Origin of the sequence: Microbacterium sp. ZW CA_36, from assembly GCF_044987475.1 — a bacterium.
Taxonomy (GTDB): Bacteria; Actinomycetota; Actinomycetes; order Actinomycetales; family Microbacteriaceae; genus Microbacterium.
Window position 1 is genome coordinate 26453 of record NZ_JBJDRL010000035.1, and the last position, 17727, is coordinate 44179.

The 17727-nt window shown below is 69.9% G+C and carries 17 protein-coding genes; 8 read left to right on the forward strand and 9 right to left on the reverse strand.

Features of this window, described 5'->3' with window-relative positions; all coding sequences use genetic code 11:
• Positions 1-250: 250 nt before the first annotated feature.
• The 8 genes from urtA (at position 251) to ACI3KX_RS14620 (ending at position 8102) form a co-directional block, all read left to right on the forward strand.
• The gene (urtA, locus tag ACI3KX_RS14585) at positions 251-1558 is read left to right on the forward strand and encodes an urea ABC transporter substrate-binding protein (RefSeq protein ID WP_349425386.1); all 1308 of its coding nucleotides are present in this window, start codon (positions 251-253) and stop codon (positions 1556-1558) included.
• Between the two features lie 92 nt (positions 1559-1650).
• On the forward strand, positions 1651-2535 hold the full coding sequence (urtB, locus tag ACI3KX_RS14590) for an urea ABC transporter permease subunit UrtB (protein ID WP_363355143.1): 885 nt from the start codon (positions 1651-1653) through the stop codon (positions 2533-2535).
• On the forward strand, positions 2532-3647 hold the full coding sequence (gene urtC, locus ACI3KX_RS14595) for an urea ABC transporter permease subunit UrtC (RefSeq protein WP_404910189.1): 1116 nt from the start codon (positions 2532-2534) through the stop codon (positions 3645-3647). Before urtB ends, urtC begins: the two co-directional genes overlap by 4 nt.
• Positions 3644-4456 carry an urea ABC transporter ATP-binding protein UrtD gene (gene urtD / locus ACI3KX_RS14600; protein WP_349425389.1) on the forward strand — a complete coding sequence of 271 codons (813 nt, stop codon included), beginning with the start codon at positions 3644-3646 and terminating at the stop codon, positions 4454-4456. The genes urtC and urtD overlap by 4 nt, the downstream gene beginning before the upstream one ends.
• Position 4457: 1 nt before the next feature.
• The gene (locus ACI3KX_RS14605; protein ID WP_404910190.1) at positions 4458-5141 is read left to right on the forward strand and encodes an ATP-binding cassette domain-containing protein; all 684 of its coding nucleotides are present in this window, start codon (positions 4458-4460) and stop codon (positions 5139-5141) included.
• Between the two features lie 74 nt (positions 5142-5215).
• Positions 5216-6919: a purine-cytosine permease family protein gene (locus ACI3KX_RS14610; protein ID WP_404910191.1), complete on the forward strand. Its 1704-nt coding sequence runs from the start codon at positions 5216-5218 to the stop codon at positions 6917-6919.
• Between the two features lie 2 nt (positions 6920-6921).
• Positions 6922-7512, forward strand: coding sequence for a TetR/AcrR family transcriptional regulator (locus ACI3KX_RS14615; RefSeq protein ID WP_363355151.1), 591 nt, complete (start codon positions 6922-6924; stop codon positions 7510-7512).
• Positions 7513-7514: 2 nt separating this feature from the next.
• Positions 7515-8102, forward strand: a complete 588-nt coding sequence (locus tag ACI3KX_RS14620; RefSeq protein WP_404910192.1) for a TetR/AcrR family transcriptional regulator — start codon at positions 7515-7517, stop codon at positions 8100-8102.
• A gap of 60 nt (positions 8103-8162) precedes the next feature.
• Here ACI3KX_RS14620 and ACI3KX_RS14625 read toward each other — a convergent pair whose 3' ends face one another.
• The 9 genes from ACI3KX_RS14625 to ACI3KX_RS14665 form a co-directional block, all read right to left on the reverse strand.
• Positions 8163-9341, reverse strand: coding sequence for a thiolase family protein (locus tag ACI3KX_RS14625; protein WP_404910193.1), 1179 nt, complete (start codon positions 9339-9341; stop codon positions 8163-8165).
• A gap of 54 nt (positions 9342-9395) precedes the next feature.
• Positions 9396-9848 (reverse strand): hotdog fold thioesterase, encoded by a 453-nt coding sequence (locus ACI3KX_RS14630; RefSeq protein ID WP_363355157.1) that lies wholly within the window; start codon positions 9846-9848, stop codon positions 9396-9398.
• 4 nt (positions 9849-9852) lie between these two features.
• Positions 9853-11043 carry a bifunctional 2-methylcitrate synthase/citrate synthase gene (locus ACI3KX_RS14635; RefSeq protein WP_404910194.1) on the reverse strand — a complete coding sequence of 397 codons (1191 nt, stop codon included), beginning with the start codon at positions 11041-11043 and terminating at the stop codon, positions 9853-9855.
• Between the two features lie 84 nt (positions 11044-11127).
• A complete protein-coding gene (gene prpB / locus ACI3KX_RS14640; RefSeq protein ID WP_349425397.1) occupies positions 11128-12036 on the reverse strand; it encodes a methylisocitrate lyase in 909 nt (302 codons plus the stop codon).
• A 115-nt stretch (positions 12037-12151) separates the two neighbouring features.
• Positions 12152-13678, reverse strand: a complete 1527-nt coding sequence (locus tag ACI3KX_RS14645; RefSeq protein WP_404910195.1) for an MmgE/PrpD family protein — start codon at positions 13676-13678, stop codon at positions 12152-12154.
• A 10-nt stretch (positions 13679-13688) separates the two neighbouring features.
• Positions 13689-14384: a GntR family transcriptional regulator gene (locus tag ACI3KX_RS14650; RefSeq protein ID WP_363355756.1), complete on the reverse strand. Its 696-nt coding sequence runs from the start codon at positions 14382-14384 to the stop codon at positions 13689-13691.
• A 113-nt stretch (positions 14385-14497) separates the two neighbouring features.
• A complete protein-coding gene (locus ACI3KX_RS14655) occupies positions 14498-15337 on the reverse strand; it encodes an ABC transporter ATP-binding protein (RefSeq protein ID WP_404910196.1) in 840 nt (279 codons plus the stop codon).
• The gene (locus tag ACI3KX_RS14660; RefSeq protein WP_404910197.1) at positions 15334-16353 is read right to left on the reverse strand and encodes an ABC transporter ATP-binding protein; all 1020 of its coding nucleotides are present in this window, start codon (positions 16351-16353) and stop codon (positions 15334-15336) included. The genes ACI3KX_RS14655 and ACI3KX_RS14660 overlap by 4 nt, the downstream gene beginning before the upstream one ends.
• A partial coding sequence (locus ACI3KX_RS14665) for an FtsX-like permease family protein (protein WP_404910198.1) occupies positions 16350-17727 on the reverse strand: 1378 nt, incomplete at its 5' end. The genes ACI3KX_RS14660 and ACI3KX_RS14665, both read right to left, overlap by 4 nt.

The window sequence follows — 17727 nt, forward strand, 5'->3', positions numbered from 1 at the left end:
CACCTTCCGCCGATCTGAACCGGCACGCGAAGCCCGGCACCAGCAGGCATCGAGACGCACCGCACCACCGGCCCACCCCTGCACCACACCGCTGACCCACCGATCAGCCCGCGCCACCACACCCTCGACGCGCCTCCCTTTCGGCGTTCCTGAGGACAGTGCCGGTGCGACGGCGTCATTCGGCGTGCCCGCAGGGCGGACCGGCCCACCCGAGAACGCACCACCTGCATCACACAGAAACGGAGTTCCCATGACAACGAACAGGACACGGCGGGCGCGAAGCCTGCTGGCTGTTCCCGCCCTCGCGGCGACGGTCGCCCTCGTTCTCGCCGGCTGCGGTTCCCGCGCCGGCGATGCCCCGGCGGCGGCCGAATCGGATGCCGCGGCACCGGCGAGCTGCATCGACACGTCGGGCGACACGATCAAGCTGGGCTTCCTCAATTCGCTCACCGGCGGCATGGCGATCTCGGAGCAGACCGTCTCCAACGTCCTGCACATGGCCGCGGATGAGATCAACGCCGACGGCGGCATCCTCGGCAAGCAGATCGAGTACATCCAGGAAGACGGTGCCACCGACTGGCCGACCTTCGCGGAGAAGACCGAGAAGCTGCTCACCCAGGACTGCGTCGCCGCGATCTTCGGCGGCTGGACCTCGTCCTCCCGCAAGGCCGTCAAGCCGGTCGTCGAGGAGAACAACGGACTGTTCTTCTACCCGGTGCAGTACGAAGGCCTCGAGTCGTCGCCGAACATCTACTACACCGGCGCGACCACCAACCAGCAGATCATCCCCGCGATGGACTACCTCGCCGCGCAGGGTGTGGAGACGCTGTTCCTGGCAGGCTCCGACTACGTGTTCCCGCGCACCGCGAACGCGATCATCAAGCTCTACGCCGAAGAACTCGGCATCGAGATCGTCGGCGAGGAGTACGTTCCCCTCGACAAGGACGACTGGACCACCCAGGTGTCCAAGATCGTCGCGGCGGACCCGGACTTCGTCTTCAACACGATCAATGGCTCGTCGAACGTCGGCTTCATCAAGGCCTACTACGACGCCGGTCTCACCCCCGAGACGACCCCGATCATCTCGGTGTCGATCGCCGAGGAGGAGGCGCCGGCCATGGGACACGAAGTCACCGGCAACTACGCGTCCTGGAACTACTTCCAGTCGATGGACACTCCCAACAACCCGGCTTTCATCGAGCGATGGAAGGCCTACCCCGGCAGCAGCGGGGTGACCTCCGACCCCATGGAGGCGGCGTACATCTCGATGTACCTCTACAAGGCGCTGGTCGAAGCGGCCGGCTCCTTCGAGGTCGACGACGTGAATGCGGCAGCCGCGGCAGGCGGGATCACCGTCGACGCGCCGGAGGGTGTCGTCACGCTGGACGGCGAGAACCACCACATCTCGAAGCCGGGCAACATCGGCAGGATCAACGCCGAGAACCAGTTCGACATCGTCTGGTCCTCCGACGGCTTCATCGAGCCGGACCCGTACCTCGAGGGCTACGACTGGTTCCCCGCTGACGTCCGCGATGCTCTGGTAGCCGCCGCGGGCTGATCCTCACCGGATGCGGGGTCCCGTGTCCCCCGGACGCGGGACCCCGCACCATCACCACCGAAGAACTCCCGACCGCACAGAGAGCGAAGCACGTGGATGCACTCTTACCGCCCCTGCTGAACGGCACCGCGCTGGGTGCGCTGCTGCTGCTGGCCGCGCTCGGGCTCACCCTCACCTTCGGTCAGATGGGGGTGATCAACATGGCGCACGGCGAGTTCATCATGGCCGGCGCGTTCATCGCCTACATGACCCAACTGGTCGTCACCTCGAGCAACATCTCGATCCTGCTGGCCCTGCCGCTCGCCTTCGTCGGCGCGGGCCTGCTCGGCCTTCTTCTCGAGATCGGCATCATCCAATGGATGTACCGACGGCCGCTGGACACCCTCCTGGTCACGGTCGGGGTGGCTTTGATCCTGCAGCAGCTCGCGTTGCAGATCTTCCCGGCACAGGGCGTGCCCGTGGAGGCGCCCGGGTGGCTCGACGGGCAGATCGACGTCTTCGGCTACGCGTGGCCCCTTCGCCAGGTGTTCACGATCGTGCTGGCCGCCCTGTGCCTGGTCGCACTGGCGGCGTGGCTCAAGTACTCGTCCTTCGGACGCCGGATCAGAGCGACGGTCCAGAACCGCGACCTCGCCGAGACCAGCGGCATCCGCACCCGCAACATCGACCGCATCACGTTCTTCGTGGGTTCGGGCCTGGCCGGTGTCGCCGGAGTCGCGGCATCCCTGATCGGCGGCACGAACTCTCAGATGGGCACGCAGTACATCATTCCCGCCTTCCTCGTGGTGGTCGCCGGCGGCGTCGGCCAGATCAAGGGCACCGTGATCGCCGCGTGGGCCTTCGGCATCGCGCTGTCGTTCTTCGCCGACTGGACGACCGGAAGCATGGCCCAAGTGCTGGCCTTCGTGCTCCTCGTCGTGTTCCTGCAGTTCCGTCCACAGGGCCTGTTCACGGTCCGCACCCGGGGGTTGACATGACGAGAATCAGACCGTGGCTTCCGCTCATCGGCATCGCGGTGTTCGCCGTGCTGCTCCTGGTCGTCGCGCCGGCAGTGCTGTCGATGCACTGGCTCAACAACCTCGGCAAGTACTGCTGCTGGGCGATCGCCGCGGTGGGGATCGGGCTGGCCTGGGGTCGCGGAGGAATGCTGGTCCTCGGCCAGGGGGTCTTCTTCGGGCTCGGGGCGTACGCCATGGCGATGCACCTCACACTCGAGAGCACGGCACCCGGCAGCCTTCCCGTCTTCATGATCCTGTACGACCCGTCGGCGTCCCTTCCCGCCTTCTGGGAGCCGTTCCGCAGTGACGCGTTCACGCTGGCGGCCATCGTGCTGCTGCCGGTGATCGTGGCCGGGGTGCTCGGCTACGCCCTGTTCAAGCGCAGAATCAAAGGCGCCTACTTCGCGATCCTCTCCCAGGCGCTCGCCGTGGCGCTCGCGGTCCTGATCAGTTCGACGATCCGCGAGACCGGCGGCGACACCGGGCTCAGCGACTTCAAGTACTTCTTCGGGTTCGTCCTGAACGACGACGCGAACAAGGTGATGGTCTTCATGATCGCCGCCTCGCTGCTCATCCTGTGCCTGCTCGCGGTGTGGCAGCTCAATCGCAGTCGCTTCGGCGAGCTGCTGATCGCCACGCGCGATGCCGAAGAGCGCGTGCGGTTCCTCGGCTACGACCCCGCCAACATCAAGCTGGTCGCCTACGTGGTCGCCGCGGTGATGGCCAGCATCGCGGGAGCACTGTTCGTCCCCATCGTGGGCATCATCACCCCGGCCGAGATCGGCGCCTCCGCCTCGATCCTGATGATCGCCGGCGTGGCGCTGGGAGGCCGCGCCTCGCTCTTCGGCCCGGCTCTCGGGGCGATGGCGATCGGATGGGGCCAGTCGAGTCTCGGTTCCAACTGGCCCGACGGGTGGATCTACATCCTCGGCCTGGTCTTCATCCTGGTGACGCTCTTCCTCCCGATGGGGCTGTCCTCGCTGTTCGGGAAGGCGAAGGGTCTGGTGTGGCGCTCGCGCGAAACACCCCCCGCTGCGCTCGCCGATCCCGCACCCGTGCTCGAGCCCGTCGGTGAAGAGGTGACGAAGTGACCGCCGCCGAGGGTTCGCTCGTCGTCACCGACCTGCGGGTCGAGTTCGACGGATTCGTCGCCGTCGGCGGCGTCTCCTTCGACGCCCATCCGGGCGAGGTCCGCTTCCTCATCGGTCCGAACGGGGCCGGCAAGACCACGTGCATCGACGCCATCACCGGCCTCTCCAAGGGCACGGGATCGGTCACGCTCGCGGGCCAGGAGCTCCTGGGCAGGTCCACCCAGAAGATCGTGCGGCTCGGCGTGGGCCGCACCTTCCAGACCGCGAGCGTGTTCGAGCAGCTCTCCGTGCTGCAGAACCTCGACATCGCGGCGGGGCTGCACCGCTCTTCGCTCTCGCTGCTGCGAGCCCGCCGCGGCGTCGACCCGGCGATCGAGTCGGCGCTGGAGGAGACCGGCCTCAGCGATGAGCGCGAGACTCCCGCCGGCATCCTGTCCCACGGCCAGAAGCAGTGGCTCGAGATCGGCATGATGCTCGTTCAGGAGCCCCGCGCGCTGCTGCTGGACGAGCCCGTCGCCGGAATGAGCCAGGACGAGCGGACCGCCACGGGAGAGCTGCTGCAGCGAATCGCCCAGCGCCGCATCGTCCTCGTCGTCGAACACGACATGGACTTCATGCGCCGCTACGCGTCGCGCGTCACGGTGCTGCATCAGGGAAAGGTCCTCTCGGAGGGGGCCGTCGCCCAGGTGCAGGCCGACCCCAGGGTGCAGGAGGTCTACCTCGGCACCGCCGGGGCAGCGACCACCGCCGCCATGTTCGTGGTGCCCGACGGGACGACGGATGCCGCAATGCAGGAAGAGGGAGCCTGACGTGCTCGAGCTGAACGAAATCCAGGCAGGGTACGGCCCGACGCTCGTGCTGCACGGTGTGACGCTGCCCGCCGCCAAGGTGGTCGCCGTGCTCGGCCACAACGGAGCCGGCAAGTCGACTCTGCTGCGCGTGGCGATCGGACTCATCAAGCCGCGCAGCGGTCGGGTGATCTTCGACGGAGACGACGTGACGTCACTGCCGCCCAACAAGCGCGTCGCACGGGGCATGGCGTATGTGCCGCAGGGCCAGCAGTCGTTCCCGCAGCTCACCACGATGGAGAACCTGCAGCTCGTCGCCGACGGTCGCAAGCGCGGCAAGGCGCTCATCGAGCAGCAGCTGTCACGGTTCCCCGCCCTGGAGAAGTTCGCGAGCCGCAAGGCCGGGCTGCTCTCCGGCGGTCAGCGCCAGCAGCTCTCGATCGCCCGGGCGCTCATCACCGAGCCGAAGATGCTCATCCTCGACGAGCCGACGGAGGGGATCCAGCCCACGATCGTCGCCGAGATCGAGCACACGGTGATGCAGCTTGCGAGCGAGGGACTCTCCGTCCTGCTCGTCGAGCAGCACATCGGCTTCGCACTGGAGGCGGCGGACAAGTACCTCGTGCTCGCGAGCGGCTTCGTCTCGAGCGTGGGCGACGGCGGAGCGTCCGCGGCCGAAGGCGTGCGGGCGGCAATGGCGATCTAGCGCTGTCTCTTCGCAATGCGGCTGTAACACGCGGGGCGCAGAATGAGCCTGACGCGAGCCGCAGGGGGTCCGACGTGGGCAGGGCAGACAACGCGCGGGCAGCCGCCGAGGACAGCCTCGAAGACTACGCCTTCCGCTACGTCCCCCGTTCGTTCCGGCGCTGGAGCGCGGGTTCCATCGGGGTCACCGCCCTCGGCTCGATCGCCTTCCTCGCCGACTTCTCCATCGGGGCCAGCGGCGGGATCGAGCACGGCACCAACAACGCCGTCCTCGGCATCCTGTTCGCATCGATCACGATCTTCATCGTCGGTCTGCCCATCGCCTACTATGCCGCTCGCTACAACCTCGATCTGGACCTGATCGCGCGCGGATCGGGGTTCGGCTACTACGGCTCGTCGATCACGACCGTCATCTTCGCGGTGTTCACGTGCATCTTCTTCGCCCTCGAGGGGGCGATCATGGCGCAGGGACTCCACATCGCGATCGGCATCCCGCTCCCGATCGGCTACCTCGTCTCCACGGTGGTGGTGATCCCGATCGTGATCTACGGAATGCGCGCACTCGAGCGACTGCAGTTCTGGACCACGCCGCTGTGGCTCGCGCTCGCCCTGCTGCCGCTGCTCTGGGTGATCGTGACCGATCCCGATGCGGTGAGCGCGTTCGTCGCGTTCCCGGGCGAGTCCGATGGGACTGTCAGCTTCCAGGCGATCGTCGCCACTGCAGCCCTCTGCTTCGCTCTGACGCCGCAGCTCGCCGAGCAGATCGACGTCATCCGGGCGATGCCCCCGCGCACGCGCCTGAATCGGCGGGTGTGGTGGGCTTCGCTGCTGTTCGCGGGACCCGGCTGGGTGCTCTTCAGCGGCATCAAGCAGGTCATCGGCGTGTTCCTCGCGGTCTACCTCATCACGCGTGTCGATCCGGAGCTTGGCCAGAAGGCCGCCGAGCCGGTCCGCCAGTTCATCGCGCTCTACGAATCGATCATGCCGGAGTGGCTGGCGATCGGGCTGGCGCTCGTTCTCGTCGTCGTCGCGCAGGTGAAGATCAACGTCACGAACGCGTACTCCGGGTCGCTGGCGTGGTCCAACGTGTACACCCGCCTCACCAAGACGTACCCCGGCAGATCCGTCTTCATCTTCTTCAACCTCGCCATCGCGCTCGCGCTGATGTGGATGGACGTCTTCAGCCTCATCAGCTTCGTGCTCAGCCTCTACGCCAATGTCGTGATGGCATGGCTGGTCACGATCGCCGCCGACATCGCGATCAACAAGCACGTCCTCCGCATCTCGCCGTTGTTCCCCGAGTTCCGCCGCGGGATGCTGCGCGATTGGAACCCGGTCGGCCTCGTGTCGGTGAGTCTGGCGTCGCTGCTGTCGCTCGCGGCATTCGCTGGTGTGTTCGGGGAGGATCTGCGGCCCCTCTCGGTGCTGATCGCGATCGGCGTGGCGGTGATCACGACCCCGCTCATGGCGCTGCTGACGCGCGGCAGGTACTACCTGCGACGCCAGACCGATGGCATCGCGTCACCGATCCTCGACGTCGACGGCAACCCGTCCGGTGAGCGGCTGCGCTGCCACGTCACCGGCTATACGTTCGAGCGGCCGGATATGCTGGCATCGGCGGAGCGCGGGACATTCGGCGAGACCCAGTACGTGTCGTCGCTCGCACTCACGCTGGACGACTCGGATCGCTATGTCCTGCCCGCCGAGCCGGCGTCATCGCAGGACAGCTCGCCTGGGCGGACCGCCGAGCAGGCCAGACGGCAGAAGGAACGAGGCTGACGATGGCGGAGGGCGTCGACACTCCGACAGCGATCCTCGCCAACGCCGCCGCGGCTCTGCGCGAGCACCCGTTCGACGACATCTCGTACCGCACGCTCGGCGACGCGGTCGGCGTGTCGGAGCGGACGGTCTACCGTCACTTCCCGACGAGATCGCACCTGCTGGAGGGTGTCGCGGGGTGGATCGAGTCCACCGAGTTCCCGCTTCCGCCTTTCGTCACGATCGCTCAGTTCCGGGCCGCCTCGCGCGCCAGGTTCCACGCTTTCGATTCGTCACCGGCGTTCGCTTTCGTGTGTGCGCGGGCGGCGACGATCTCGCCGACCGGCGAGGCGGAGCCGACCTTCCTCACCAGAGCCCTGGTGGCGATGCTCGCCACGAATCACCCTTCTCTGAACGAGCGGGATCTGCAGCGCGTGGCAGCGGCACTGCGCTATTTCGCGTCGCCCCAGTTCTGGGCCCGCATGCGCACGGGCTTCGATATGAGCGCGCCGGAGATCGCGGATGTCTTCGACCGCACGTGCGCCGAGGTCCTGGGCGACCTGCTGATCCCGAGAGAGACCGAAGTGGGCGCGGCACGACGGGGAGGCGGATGACCGTGCCGGCGACCTCCGACATCGATGCGCAGGCAGCGCACGAGGTGAGTCGCACCCAAGAGGCGATCCTCGCCGCCTACGCCGAGCTGATCGAGGAGCTCGGCACAGACGACGTGTCATTCCGGCTGATCGCCCGCCGAGCGGGCGTCGGCGAGCGAACCGTCTTCCGCAACTACGCGACACGGGTCGATCTGCTGCTCGCGACGGCGGCATGGGTCGAGAGCAGGATCTTTCCCCGGCAGGACTCCGCGAGCATCTTCGACATGCCCCTCGCGATCCGGGCGGCGATGGAGTCGTACGATCACCGCCCGGAACTGGCCCATGTGGTGGCTGAGACGACGATGCGAGGGATCAGCGGCGCGGCACCCAGCCCCACGCGGGCGAGGCTCGAGCAGATGGTCGATGCCGAGATCCCCTCTCTCGAGGATGCCGAACGCATCGCGATCGTCGCGGGCCTGGCGCACCTCGACTCGGCTGCGACCTGGGTCACCTTCCGCCGGGAGTTCGGAATGAGCCGTCGCGACATCGCCGACGCCGCCGCATGGGCGGCGGAGGCGGTGCTGGATCCGGTTCGATCACGCGTCGGCTGAGAGCGGATCCCCGGAGGGCAGCTGGGGCCCGCGTCGATCGCGCAGCCGACCGCTCCCCCGCTACAGGCGCTCGATCACCGTGGCGTTGGCCATGCCGCCGCCCTCGCACATCGTCTGCAGGCCGTAGCGGCCACCGGTCGCCTCGAGGTACGACACGAGGGTGCCGAGCAGGCGGGTGCCCGATGCCCCGACCGCGTGGCCGAGGGCGATCGCGCCGCCCCACGGGTTGAGCTTCGCAGGGTCGGCATCGACCTCGCGCAGCCATGCGAGCGGCACCGACGCGAACGCCTCGTTCACCTCGTACGCGTCGAGGTCGTCGATCCCGAGGCCGCTGCGCTCGAAGATGCGCTTCGTCGCCGGAATCGGTCCGGTCAGCATCATCATGGGGTCGTCGCCGACCACCGCGAACGAGTGGAAGCGCGCCCGCGGCGTCAGGCCGAGCTCGGCCGCCTTCTCCTCGCTCATGATGAGCGCCGCGGATGCCGCATCCGTGAGCGGCGACGAATTGCCCGCCGTGATGCGCCAGTCGAGGTCGGGGAACCGCGCAGCGAGCGCATCGGTGCGGAAGGCGGACCTCAGCCCCGCCAGCGACTCCGCGGTCGTGCCCGCGCGCACGGTCTCGTCGAACGCCACCGCGTCGGCGGCGCCGCCGAGCACCGGGATCACCTGCGAATCGAACGCACCTCGGGTCCAGGCATCCGCTGCCCGCCGATGCGATTCTGCCGAGAACGCGTCGAGCTCTTCCCGGCCGAAGCCCCACCGCTGGGCGATGAGCTCCGCCGACACGCCCTGGTTCACGAGGCCTTCGGGATAGCGGTGCGCGACGCCCTGCGAGACGGTCCCGCCGTGGGCCGACGAGCCCAGCGGCACGCGGCTCATCGACTCGACGCCCGCGGCGATCACGATGTCGTACGCGCCGGCGATCACGCCCTGCGCCGCGAAGTGCGCGGCCTGCTGGCTCGACCCGCACTGGCGGTCGATCGTCACAGCCGGCACCGTCTCGTCGAAGCCGGCGGCGAGCACGGCCTGCCGCGCGATGTTGAGGGACTGGTCGCCGATCTGGCTGACGCATCCCATCAGCACGTCGTCGACCTGCCGCGACTCCAGCCCGCTGCGCTCGAGCAGCGCCGTGAGCACCCCGGCGACGAGGTCGACCGGATGCACTGCGCTCAGCGCGCCCCCGGGCTTGCCGCGCCCCGACGGGGTGCGGACGACGTCGACGATGACGGCCTGTGGCATGGAGACCTCCTGTTCAAGAGCCTAAGACGGCCCCGGATGCCGCGGGCCGCGGCATCACCGACGCGTCTCGGGCGTCGCGTAGGTACTGCGCTGCTCGATGACGGCGAGCGTGCACCGCGAGATGCACACGAGCTTGCCGGCGTCGTCGACGATGCGGATCTCCCACACGTGCACGCGGCGGCCGATGTTCACCGGCGTCACGGTCGCCGTCACCCAGCCCGACGAGATCGGGCGGATGTGGTTGGCGTTGATCTCCTGCCCGACGACGTGGAACCGCTCGCGATCCACCGCGAGGTAGCCCGCCCACGACGCCAGCGTCTCGGCGAGCGCGACCGATGCCCCGCCGTGCAGCACGCCCGCCGGCTGGACGGTGCGATGGTCCACCGGCATCCGTCCGACCAGTGCGTCGTCGCGGATCTCGACGATCTCGATGCCGAGGGTCTCGATGAGCGTCCCTGCTGCCATCGCCCCGAGATCGACGGCGTCGGCGCCGTGCCAGAGGCTCATCGGCTCACCCCGCCGCTTCCTCTTCGCGCTGGGCGGCGGCGAGGGTCGCGGCATCCGGCACATAGCCCTCGATGTGGCGCTCGTCGGGGCCGTTGTACTCCGACAGCGGGCGGATGAGCGCGTTCGAGGCGAGCTGCTCCATGATGTGCGCGGTCCAGCCGGTGACGCGCGCCGCGACGAAGAGCGGGGTGAAGGTAAGCGTGTCGAAGCCCATGAGGCTGTACGCCGGACCCGACGGGTAGTCGAGGTTCGGGTAGATCCCCTTGCGCGCGACGAACTCCGACTCGAGCGTGTCGTAGAGCGCAGCGACGTCGGGCCGCTCGTAGTGCTCGACGAGTGAGTCGAGCGCGGCCTTCATCGTCGGCACGCGCGAGTCCCCGCGCTTGTAGACGCGGTGGCCGAAGCCCATGATCTTGCGCTTCTCGGCGAGCGCCTCGTCGAGCCACGGTCCGACGTTCTCGGCGGTGCCGATCTCGTCGAAGATGTGCAGCACGGCCTCGTTGGCCCCGCCGTGCAGGGGTCCCTTGAGGGCGCCGATGGCTCCGACGACCGCCGAGTAGAGGTCGCTGAGCGTCGAGGCGATGACGCGGCCGGTGAACGTCGAGGCGTTGAAGGAGTGCTCGGCGTACAGGATCATCGAGCGATTGAAGGCATCGACGACGACCGGGTCGGACTCCTCGCCGAACGTCATCCAGAGGAAGTTGGCGGCGTAGTCGAGGTCGTCGCGCGGTGCGACCGGCTGCTGGCCGCGCCGGCGGCGCTGGCCGTAGGCGATGATCGCGGGGAGCACGGCGAACAGGCGGACGCTGCGCGCCAGGTTCTCCTCGGCGCTGCCGCTCACGTCGAGCACCGAGCCGGTGCCGGCGAGATCGCGGGCGCCGATGAGGCTCACGGCCGTGCGCACCTCGTCCATCGGGTGCGCGTCGATCGGCACGAGGTCGATCGCGGCACGCACATCAGCCGGGAGGTGACGGTACGCCCGCTCGGTCGCGCGCAGCTGCGCCAGCTGCACGTCGGTCGGCAGGTCGCCGTGCCACAGCAGGTAGGCGACGGCCTCGAACGACTGCGTGGCCGCGAGCTCCTGCACCGGGTAGCCGCGGTACAGCAGCGAGTTCGTGTCGGGGTTGACCTTCGAGACCGCCGTGTAGTCGACGACGACGCCCGCGAGCCCCTTCTTGATGTCGGGTTCGGTCATGCTCTGCTCCTTTGCTCAGCCATCGTTCGTTGAGCGAGTCCGCGCGAGTCGAAACGCGTTTCGTCTCGTCGCTGCGCTCCTCGCTCAACGACCCGAGGTGTCGATCTGGAAGTTGAAGACGTCCTGGTCGAAGTGGTTGTACTGCTCGTAGTCGATGAGGTCGTAGAGATCGGCCCGGTGCTGCATCTCACCCAGCTTCGCGGTGAGGTGTCCGTCTTCGATGAGCGTATCGAGTGCACGGGATGCCGCGCCCATCGCGATGCGCAGCAGCGACACCGGCCAGATGACGATGTTCACCCCGACGTCCCGCAGCTGGTCGACCGAGAACAGGTCGGACTTCCCGAACTCCGTCATGTTGGCGAGGATCGGCACGTCGACCGCGGCCCGGATCGCGGCGAACTCGTCGAGGGATCTCATGGCCTCGGGGAAGATCGCGTCGGCTCCGGCATCCACCAGCGCCTTCGCGCGGTCGATGGCGGCATCCATCCCCTCCACCGCGCGGATGTCGGTGCGCGCCATGATCAGGAAGTTCGGGTCGCGCCGGGCATCGGCGGCCGCACGGATGCGCTTGATCGCGGTGCCCTCGTCGACGACGGCCTTGCCGTCGAGGTGACCGCAGCGCTTCGGGTTGATCTGGTCCTCGATGTGCGTGCCGGCGATGCCGGCGTCCTCGAGGGTCTGGATCGTGCGTGCCACGTTCATCGGCTCGCCGAACCCGGTGTCGGCGTCGATGATGGCCGGCAGGTCGGTCATCCGCGCGATCTGCTGGCCGCGGGCGGCCACCTCGGTGAGCGTCGTCAGGCCGATGTCGGGCAGGCCGAGGTCCGCGCTGAGCACCGCCCCCGAGATGTACACGCCCTCGAACCCCTTACGCTCGATGAGCCGGGCGCTGAGCGGGTTGAACGCGCCCGGGAAGCGCAGCAGCTCGCCGCTCGCAAGCCGCTCGCGGAACAGCCTGCGCTTCTCGTGCGCCGGGACGGTGGAGTACAGCATCAGACGCTCCTCGTCGGCTCGGGGCGTTTCGTCTCGGTCGCTAGCGCTCCCTCGCTCAACGACCGGGGGGAGACAGGCCTGGTCGTTGAGCGAGCGAAGCGAGTCGAAACGCGCATCAGAACAGGCCCTTCGGCGCCGGTGCACCCGCGAGGACGCCGAAGTCGGCGACGATGGTGAGCTGCTGCACCTCGGCGGCGGTCAGCTCGGGCAGGCGCTGGGCGAGGTCGAGGAAGCGCTCGATCTCGTCGGCCGCGAGCACCGGCTCGGCCAGCAGCCGGAACTTGCGCACGTAGTCCTCGCGGGCGAACGGCCGGGCGCCGAGCGGGTGGGCGTCGGCGACCGCGATCTCGTCCTCGATCGTCTCGCCGTTCGTCAGGCGGATCTCGACGCGGCCGCCGAACGCCTTCTCGTTCGGGTCCTCGGAGTGGTAGCGGCGCGTCCACTCGGGGTCCTCGGCCGTGGTGATCTTCTGCCAGAGGTCGACGGTGTCGGCGCGGCCCGCACGCTCGGGCGTGTACGAGTCGACGTGGTGCCAGCCGCCGTCCTGCAGCGCGACCGCGAAGATGTACGGGATCGAGTGATCGAGCGTCTCGCGCGACGCCGTCGGGTCGTACTTCTGCGGGTCGTTCGCGCCCGAGCCGATCACGTAGTGCGTGTGGTGCGAGGTGTGCAGCACGATCGCCTCGACGTTCGCCGGGTCCAGCAGCTCCGCGTGCTCGCCGTGGAGCTTGCGGGCGAGGTCGATCCATGCCTGCGCCTGGTACTCGGCCGAGTGCTCCTTCGTGTAGGAGTCGAGGATGCCGCGCTTGGGCTCGCCCGCACCGGGGAGCGGGACCTCGTAGGTGGCGTCGGGGCCGTCGAGCAGCCATGCGATGACGCCGTCCTCGCCCTCGTAGATGGGGCTCGGCGACGTCTCGCCGCGCATCGCGCGGTCGACGGCCTCGATCGCCATCTTGCCGGCGAACGCGGGTGCGTGCGCCTTCCACGTCGAGATCTCGCCCTTGCGCGACTGCCGCGTCGCGGTGGTGGTGTGCAGGGCCTGGCCGACCGCCTGGTAGATGGTCTCGACGTCGAGGCCGAGGAGCGTCCCGATGCCGGCCGCGGCCGACGGGCCGAGGTGGGCGACGTGGTCGATCTTGTGCTTGTGCAGGCTGATCGCGCGCACCAGGTCGATCTGGATCTCGTAGCCGGTCGCGAGTCCGCGCACGAGCGCGGCGCCGTCGGCACCCACGTGCTGCGCCACGGCCACGATCGGCGGGATGTTGTCGCCCGGGTGCGAGTACTCCGCTGCGAGGAACGTGTCGTGGTAGTCCAGCTCGCGCACGGCGACGCCGTTCGCCCACGCCGCCCATTCGGGGCTGGTCTTGCGGTCGAGCGCGCACCCGAACACGGTGGCTCCGCGGCCGCCGACCGACACGGCGTGGTCGAGGGCCTGCTGGCGGGCGGCGCTGACCGGCGCACGGGTGAGGGATGCCGCGGCCACCGCCGCGTTGTCGATGACGCGGTTGATGATCATGTCGACCACGTCCGCGTCGACCGCCACCGGGTCGGCGGCGACTTCGGCGATGTGCCAGGCGAGCTGCCCTTCGCGGACGAGGTTCTCGTCGCTGCGGTGGACACGGAGGTGGTGGATGACGGTCATGACCGGCCTTTCAGATCGAACGAGGAGTCGAGGAGTTCGTGAGCGCTGCGGCGCGGAGCGACTCGAGGATGCTGTGGAGGGCGTTGTGCAGGTGCACGTGCGTCGCGTGGGCCGCGAGATCCGCGTCGCGCGCCGCGATCGCGGCGGCGATCAGGCGGTGCTCGGCGACGGACGCCGCGAGCCGCGCGGGGTTGTCGCGTGCCAGGCGCCGCACGCGGACGAGGTGCGTGCGCACCGTGCGCAGTGCTGCGGTGAGGTAGTCGTTGGCCACGGCGGCGTCCAGCGCGAGGTCGAAGCGCTCGATGAGCGCGTAATAGGCGTCGGTGCCGTCCGCGCGGGGCGAGGCGGTGCCCGGTGCCTCGTCGCCCGCGAGGTCGACCTGTGCGAAGTCGCGCGCGAGATCGGCGAATGCGGCGGCGTCGCCGCGCTCGGCGGCCAGGCGCGCGGCGGATTCCTCGAGGGCCCGCCGCACCTCGAAGATCTCACGGATGTCGCCGGCGTCGATCGCGGTCACGACGGTCACCCGCGGGGACTGCTGCGCGACGAGCCCGTCTGCCGCGAGGCGGCCGAGCGCTTCGCGCAGCGGGGTGCGGCTGACGCCGAGGCGGGCCGCCTGCTCCACCTCACCGAGGACGGCGCCGGGGCGCAGGATGCCGGACTGGATCTCGTCGAGGAGAGTCGCGTATGCGCGGTCACTGGCGCGCATGCGCATCACTTCGTCGTTCGACATCCGGCCAGTGTATACATTGTTCCCGTCTGGCGCCACTGTGGGTGGATCGGGAGCGCTTTAGGTATACATTTACCGCTGCGCCGGCAGCGTCAGGCGCCCGAACCCTCCCGGTCGCGGCGCGCCTCGGCCCGGGTGCGCGGGACGCCGGCCGACGCGGCAGCGGGCGGCGCAGGCCGGGCTGCTGCATCCGCTCCCCCGCGGTCGCCGCCGTCGACACCGACCCGGACACCGGAGCCGGCGATCCGGCCGTCGTGCACCTCGATGACCCGGTCGGCGCGCGCGACGAGCAGGGGGTCGTGCGTCGAGACGATCGCCGCGAGGCCCTGGCGGTGGGCGAGCTCACCGAGAAGGTCCATGATCGTCGCGGCGGTGCGCGAGTCGAGCTGCCCGGTCGGCTCATCGGCGATCAGCACGCGCGGGCGCGCCACGATCGCCCGCGCGATGCCGACGCGCTGCTGCTGGCCGCCCGACAGCTCGGCCGGCCGCTGTTCGGCATGCGCGGCGAGCCCGACCATCGCGAGGGCGTCGGCGACGCGCTCGTCGCGTTCGGCGGGGTCGGTGCGGGCGATCCGCAGGGGCAGCTCCACGTTCTCGCGGGCTGACAGCACCGGGATGAGCCCGAAGGACTGGAACACGAAACCCAGGGCATCCCGCCGCAGCGCGGCGAGCTCGTCCTCGGGCAGATCGGTGGTGTCGACGTCGCCGATCCACACCCGCCCCGTTGTCGGGCGGTCGAGCGCGCCGAGGAGGTTCAGCAGCGTCGTCTTGCCCGCCCCCGATGCACCGCGGACGGCGAGGAGCTCGCCGGCCTTGAGCTCGATGTCGATCCCGTCCACTGCGTGCACGTCGCCCGCCGCGGACGGGAACACCCGCACGAGGCGCTCCCCCCGCAGTGCCACGCGGGCGTCGTGAGCCTGGTCGATGGTCATCGCTCCTCCTCCGTCGGGCCGTCGGGTGTCGCCGGCGCATCCGTCACGACGCCGTCGTGCGAGGTCCCGCCGGCGACCACCGGCGCGGGATCGGCCGACGCCTCGCGGCGGTGCCCGGGCCACACCCCGACATGATCCGGCTCGAGGGCGAGGCGCACCCGCTGGCGGAGGTCGAGCGTCGTGACGAAGTCGTCCGGCAGCTGGAGGCGGCCGACCTTGTCGAGCACGGCGTACTCCTCGGCGACGTGGTGTTCGGCGCCGTCCTCGTCGGTGCGGGTCGAGCGCAGCACCTCGGTCGCCGTGCGCCCGTCGCGGATCTGCACCGTCCGCGCGACGTGCTCCGACACGGCGGGGTCGTGCGTCACGATCAGCGTCGTGATCCCGATCTCGCGATTGACGACCCGCATCGCCTCGAGCACGTGGGCACTCGTCTCGTCGTCCAGCTCCCCCGTCGGCTCATCGGCCAGCAGCACGCGGGGCTCGTTGGCGATGCCCACAGCGATCGCGACGCGCTGCTGCTCGCCGCCCGACATCTCCGCCGGACGGCGGTCGGCGCAATGGGAGACCTCGAGCAGGTCGAGCAGCGCGCCCACCCGTTCGGCGCGGGCCGCACCCCTGACGGATCCCGTGATCGCGAGGACCGCGGCGACGTTCTCCGCCGCGGTCAGGTAGGGCAGCAGGTTGCGCGAGGTCTGCTGCCAGACGAATCCGACGCACTCCCGCCGGAAGCGCACGCGCTCGCGCCGCGAGAGGGTCAAGAGGTCGCGGTCGGCGACCCGCGCGACCCCGGCCGTGGGGGTGTCGAGTCCCGAGAGGATCGACAGCAGGGTCGACTTGCCCGAGCCCGAGGCACCCACGACGGCCACGAGCTCGCCCCGCTCGACGACGAGGCTCAGCCCTTGGAGCGCCTGCACCTCGACGGCCTCGGTGGTGAAGATGCGCACGAGATCGGCGCACACGATGTCGGGCTCGACGGTGTGCGCCACCGCGGGCGCGTGGGTGACGGTGGTGGTCATGTGTCCTCCACGGTACGCAGGACGGCGGCGACGCGAGCGCGTCGGGTGATGGCGAGTGCGGCGGCAGTGACGAGCAGGGTCACGACGGCGAATCCGCCGAGGGTCGACAGCAGAACGAGGGGGTCGGCCGCGTACGGCGGCGGGTCGACGCCCCGGGTGAACGGCCGCAGATCGACCACGGATGCCAGCAGCACCGGCATCAGCAGCCCGAGGATGCCGCCCACGATCAGCGCGGCGATCCCCGCGGGCGCGAGCTCCCACGCCACGAGGCCGCGGGCCGCGCGCGGCGGCGCACCGAGCGTCTGCAGGAGGGCGAGGATCCGGCGTCGCGGGCGCGTGCCCAGCACGAGCGTCACCACCACCGCCACGGCGCTCAGCACCGCGCACACCAGCACGCCGGCGACGAGCGCACCGCGCAGCCCGGCGAAGGCCGGGTCCGCGTACACCGCATCGAGGGCATCGGCGGATGTCGCGACGCGCACCCCTGCACCGAACGTCTCCCGCAGCTCTGCGGCGACCGCGGCCGGGTCGGCACCGGGTGCCACGCGGACGAGGAGCCGGACCGGGATGGGTGCGTCGTCCGAGATCTGCTCGGCGTACGCGACGTCGGCGAGCACCCACGACGACGAGGAGGAGGTGAAGGGGACCGCCTCGCGGACGGCACCGGCGAACGCGGCGTCGGCCTTGACGATGTGCACCGGCAGCTCGGCCGCATCGATGCGGTCTGCCACCTTCTCGGAGAAGAGCAGCCGCGGCACGCCCGAGCCGTCACCGAGCGAGACGTCGGCGGGCACGATCCGCGGGAAGTCGCCCTGCACCTCGTCGAGTCGCTCCCGGTCGACGAGGTAGAGGGAGACGCGCGACAGCCGCTCTTCCACCTTCAGCTGGGCGGAGCGCAGCAGGTCGACGCGCGCGACGGCCGCGACGCCGTCCACCGCCTCGGCGGTCGCGACCGCCTCCGCGTCGAAGCGGCTCGCCGACAGCTGGATGTCCGCACCCGCCGTGGCTCGGGCGGCGTGCACCGCTCCCGTCTGCACCATCGAGAGCACGACCGCACTCGCGACGGCGAAGGACACACCGACGATGAGGGCGAGCACGGGCGCCACGCCGGTCGCCGGGTCGCGGAGCGCGCGGGCGGCGCCCAGGACGCCGAGGAATCCGTCGCGGGATCGCTCGTGCGCGAGCACGGATCGCAGTGCCACCGGGTACAGCCGGAGCGTGAGGACGCAGGCCACCAGCGCGAGCAGCAACGGCGCCGCCACGGCGAGCGGGTCCACCGTCGCGGTGGCGTCGGTGCCCCGCAGCACGAGCAGCGCGGTGGCGAGGACGGCGAGCGCCACGACCCCGGCCTCGACCACCGCGCTGCTCGTGCTG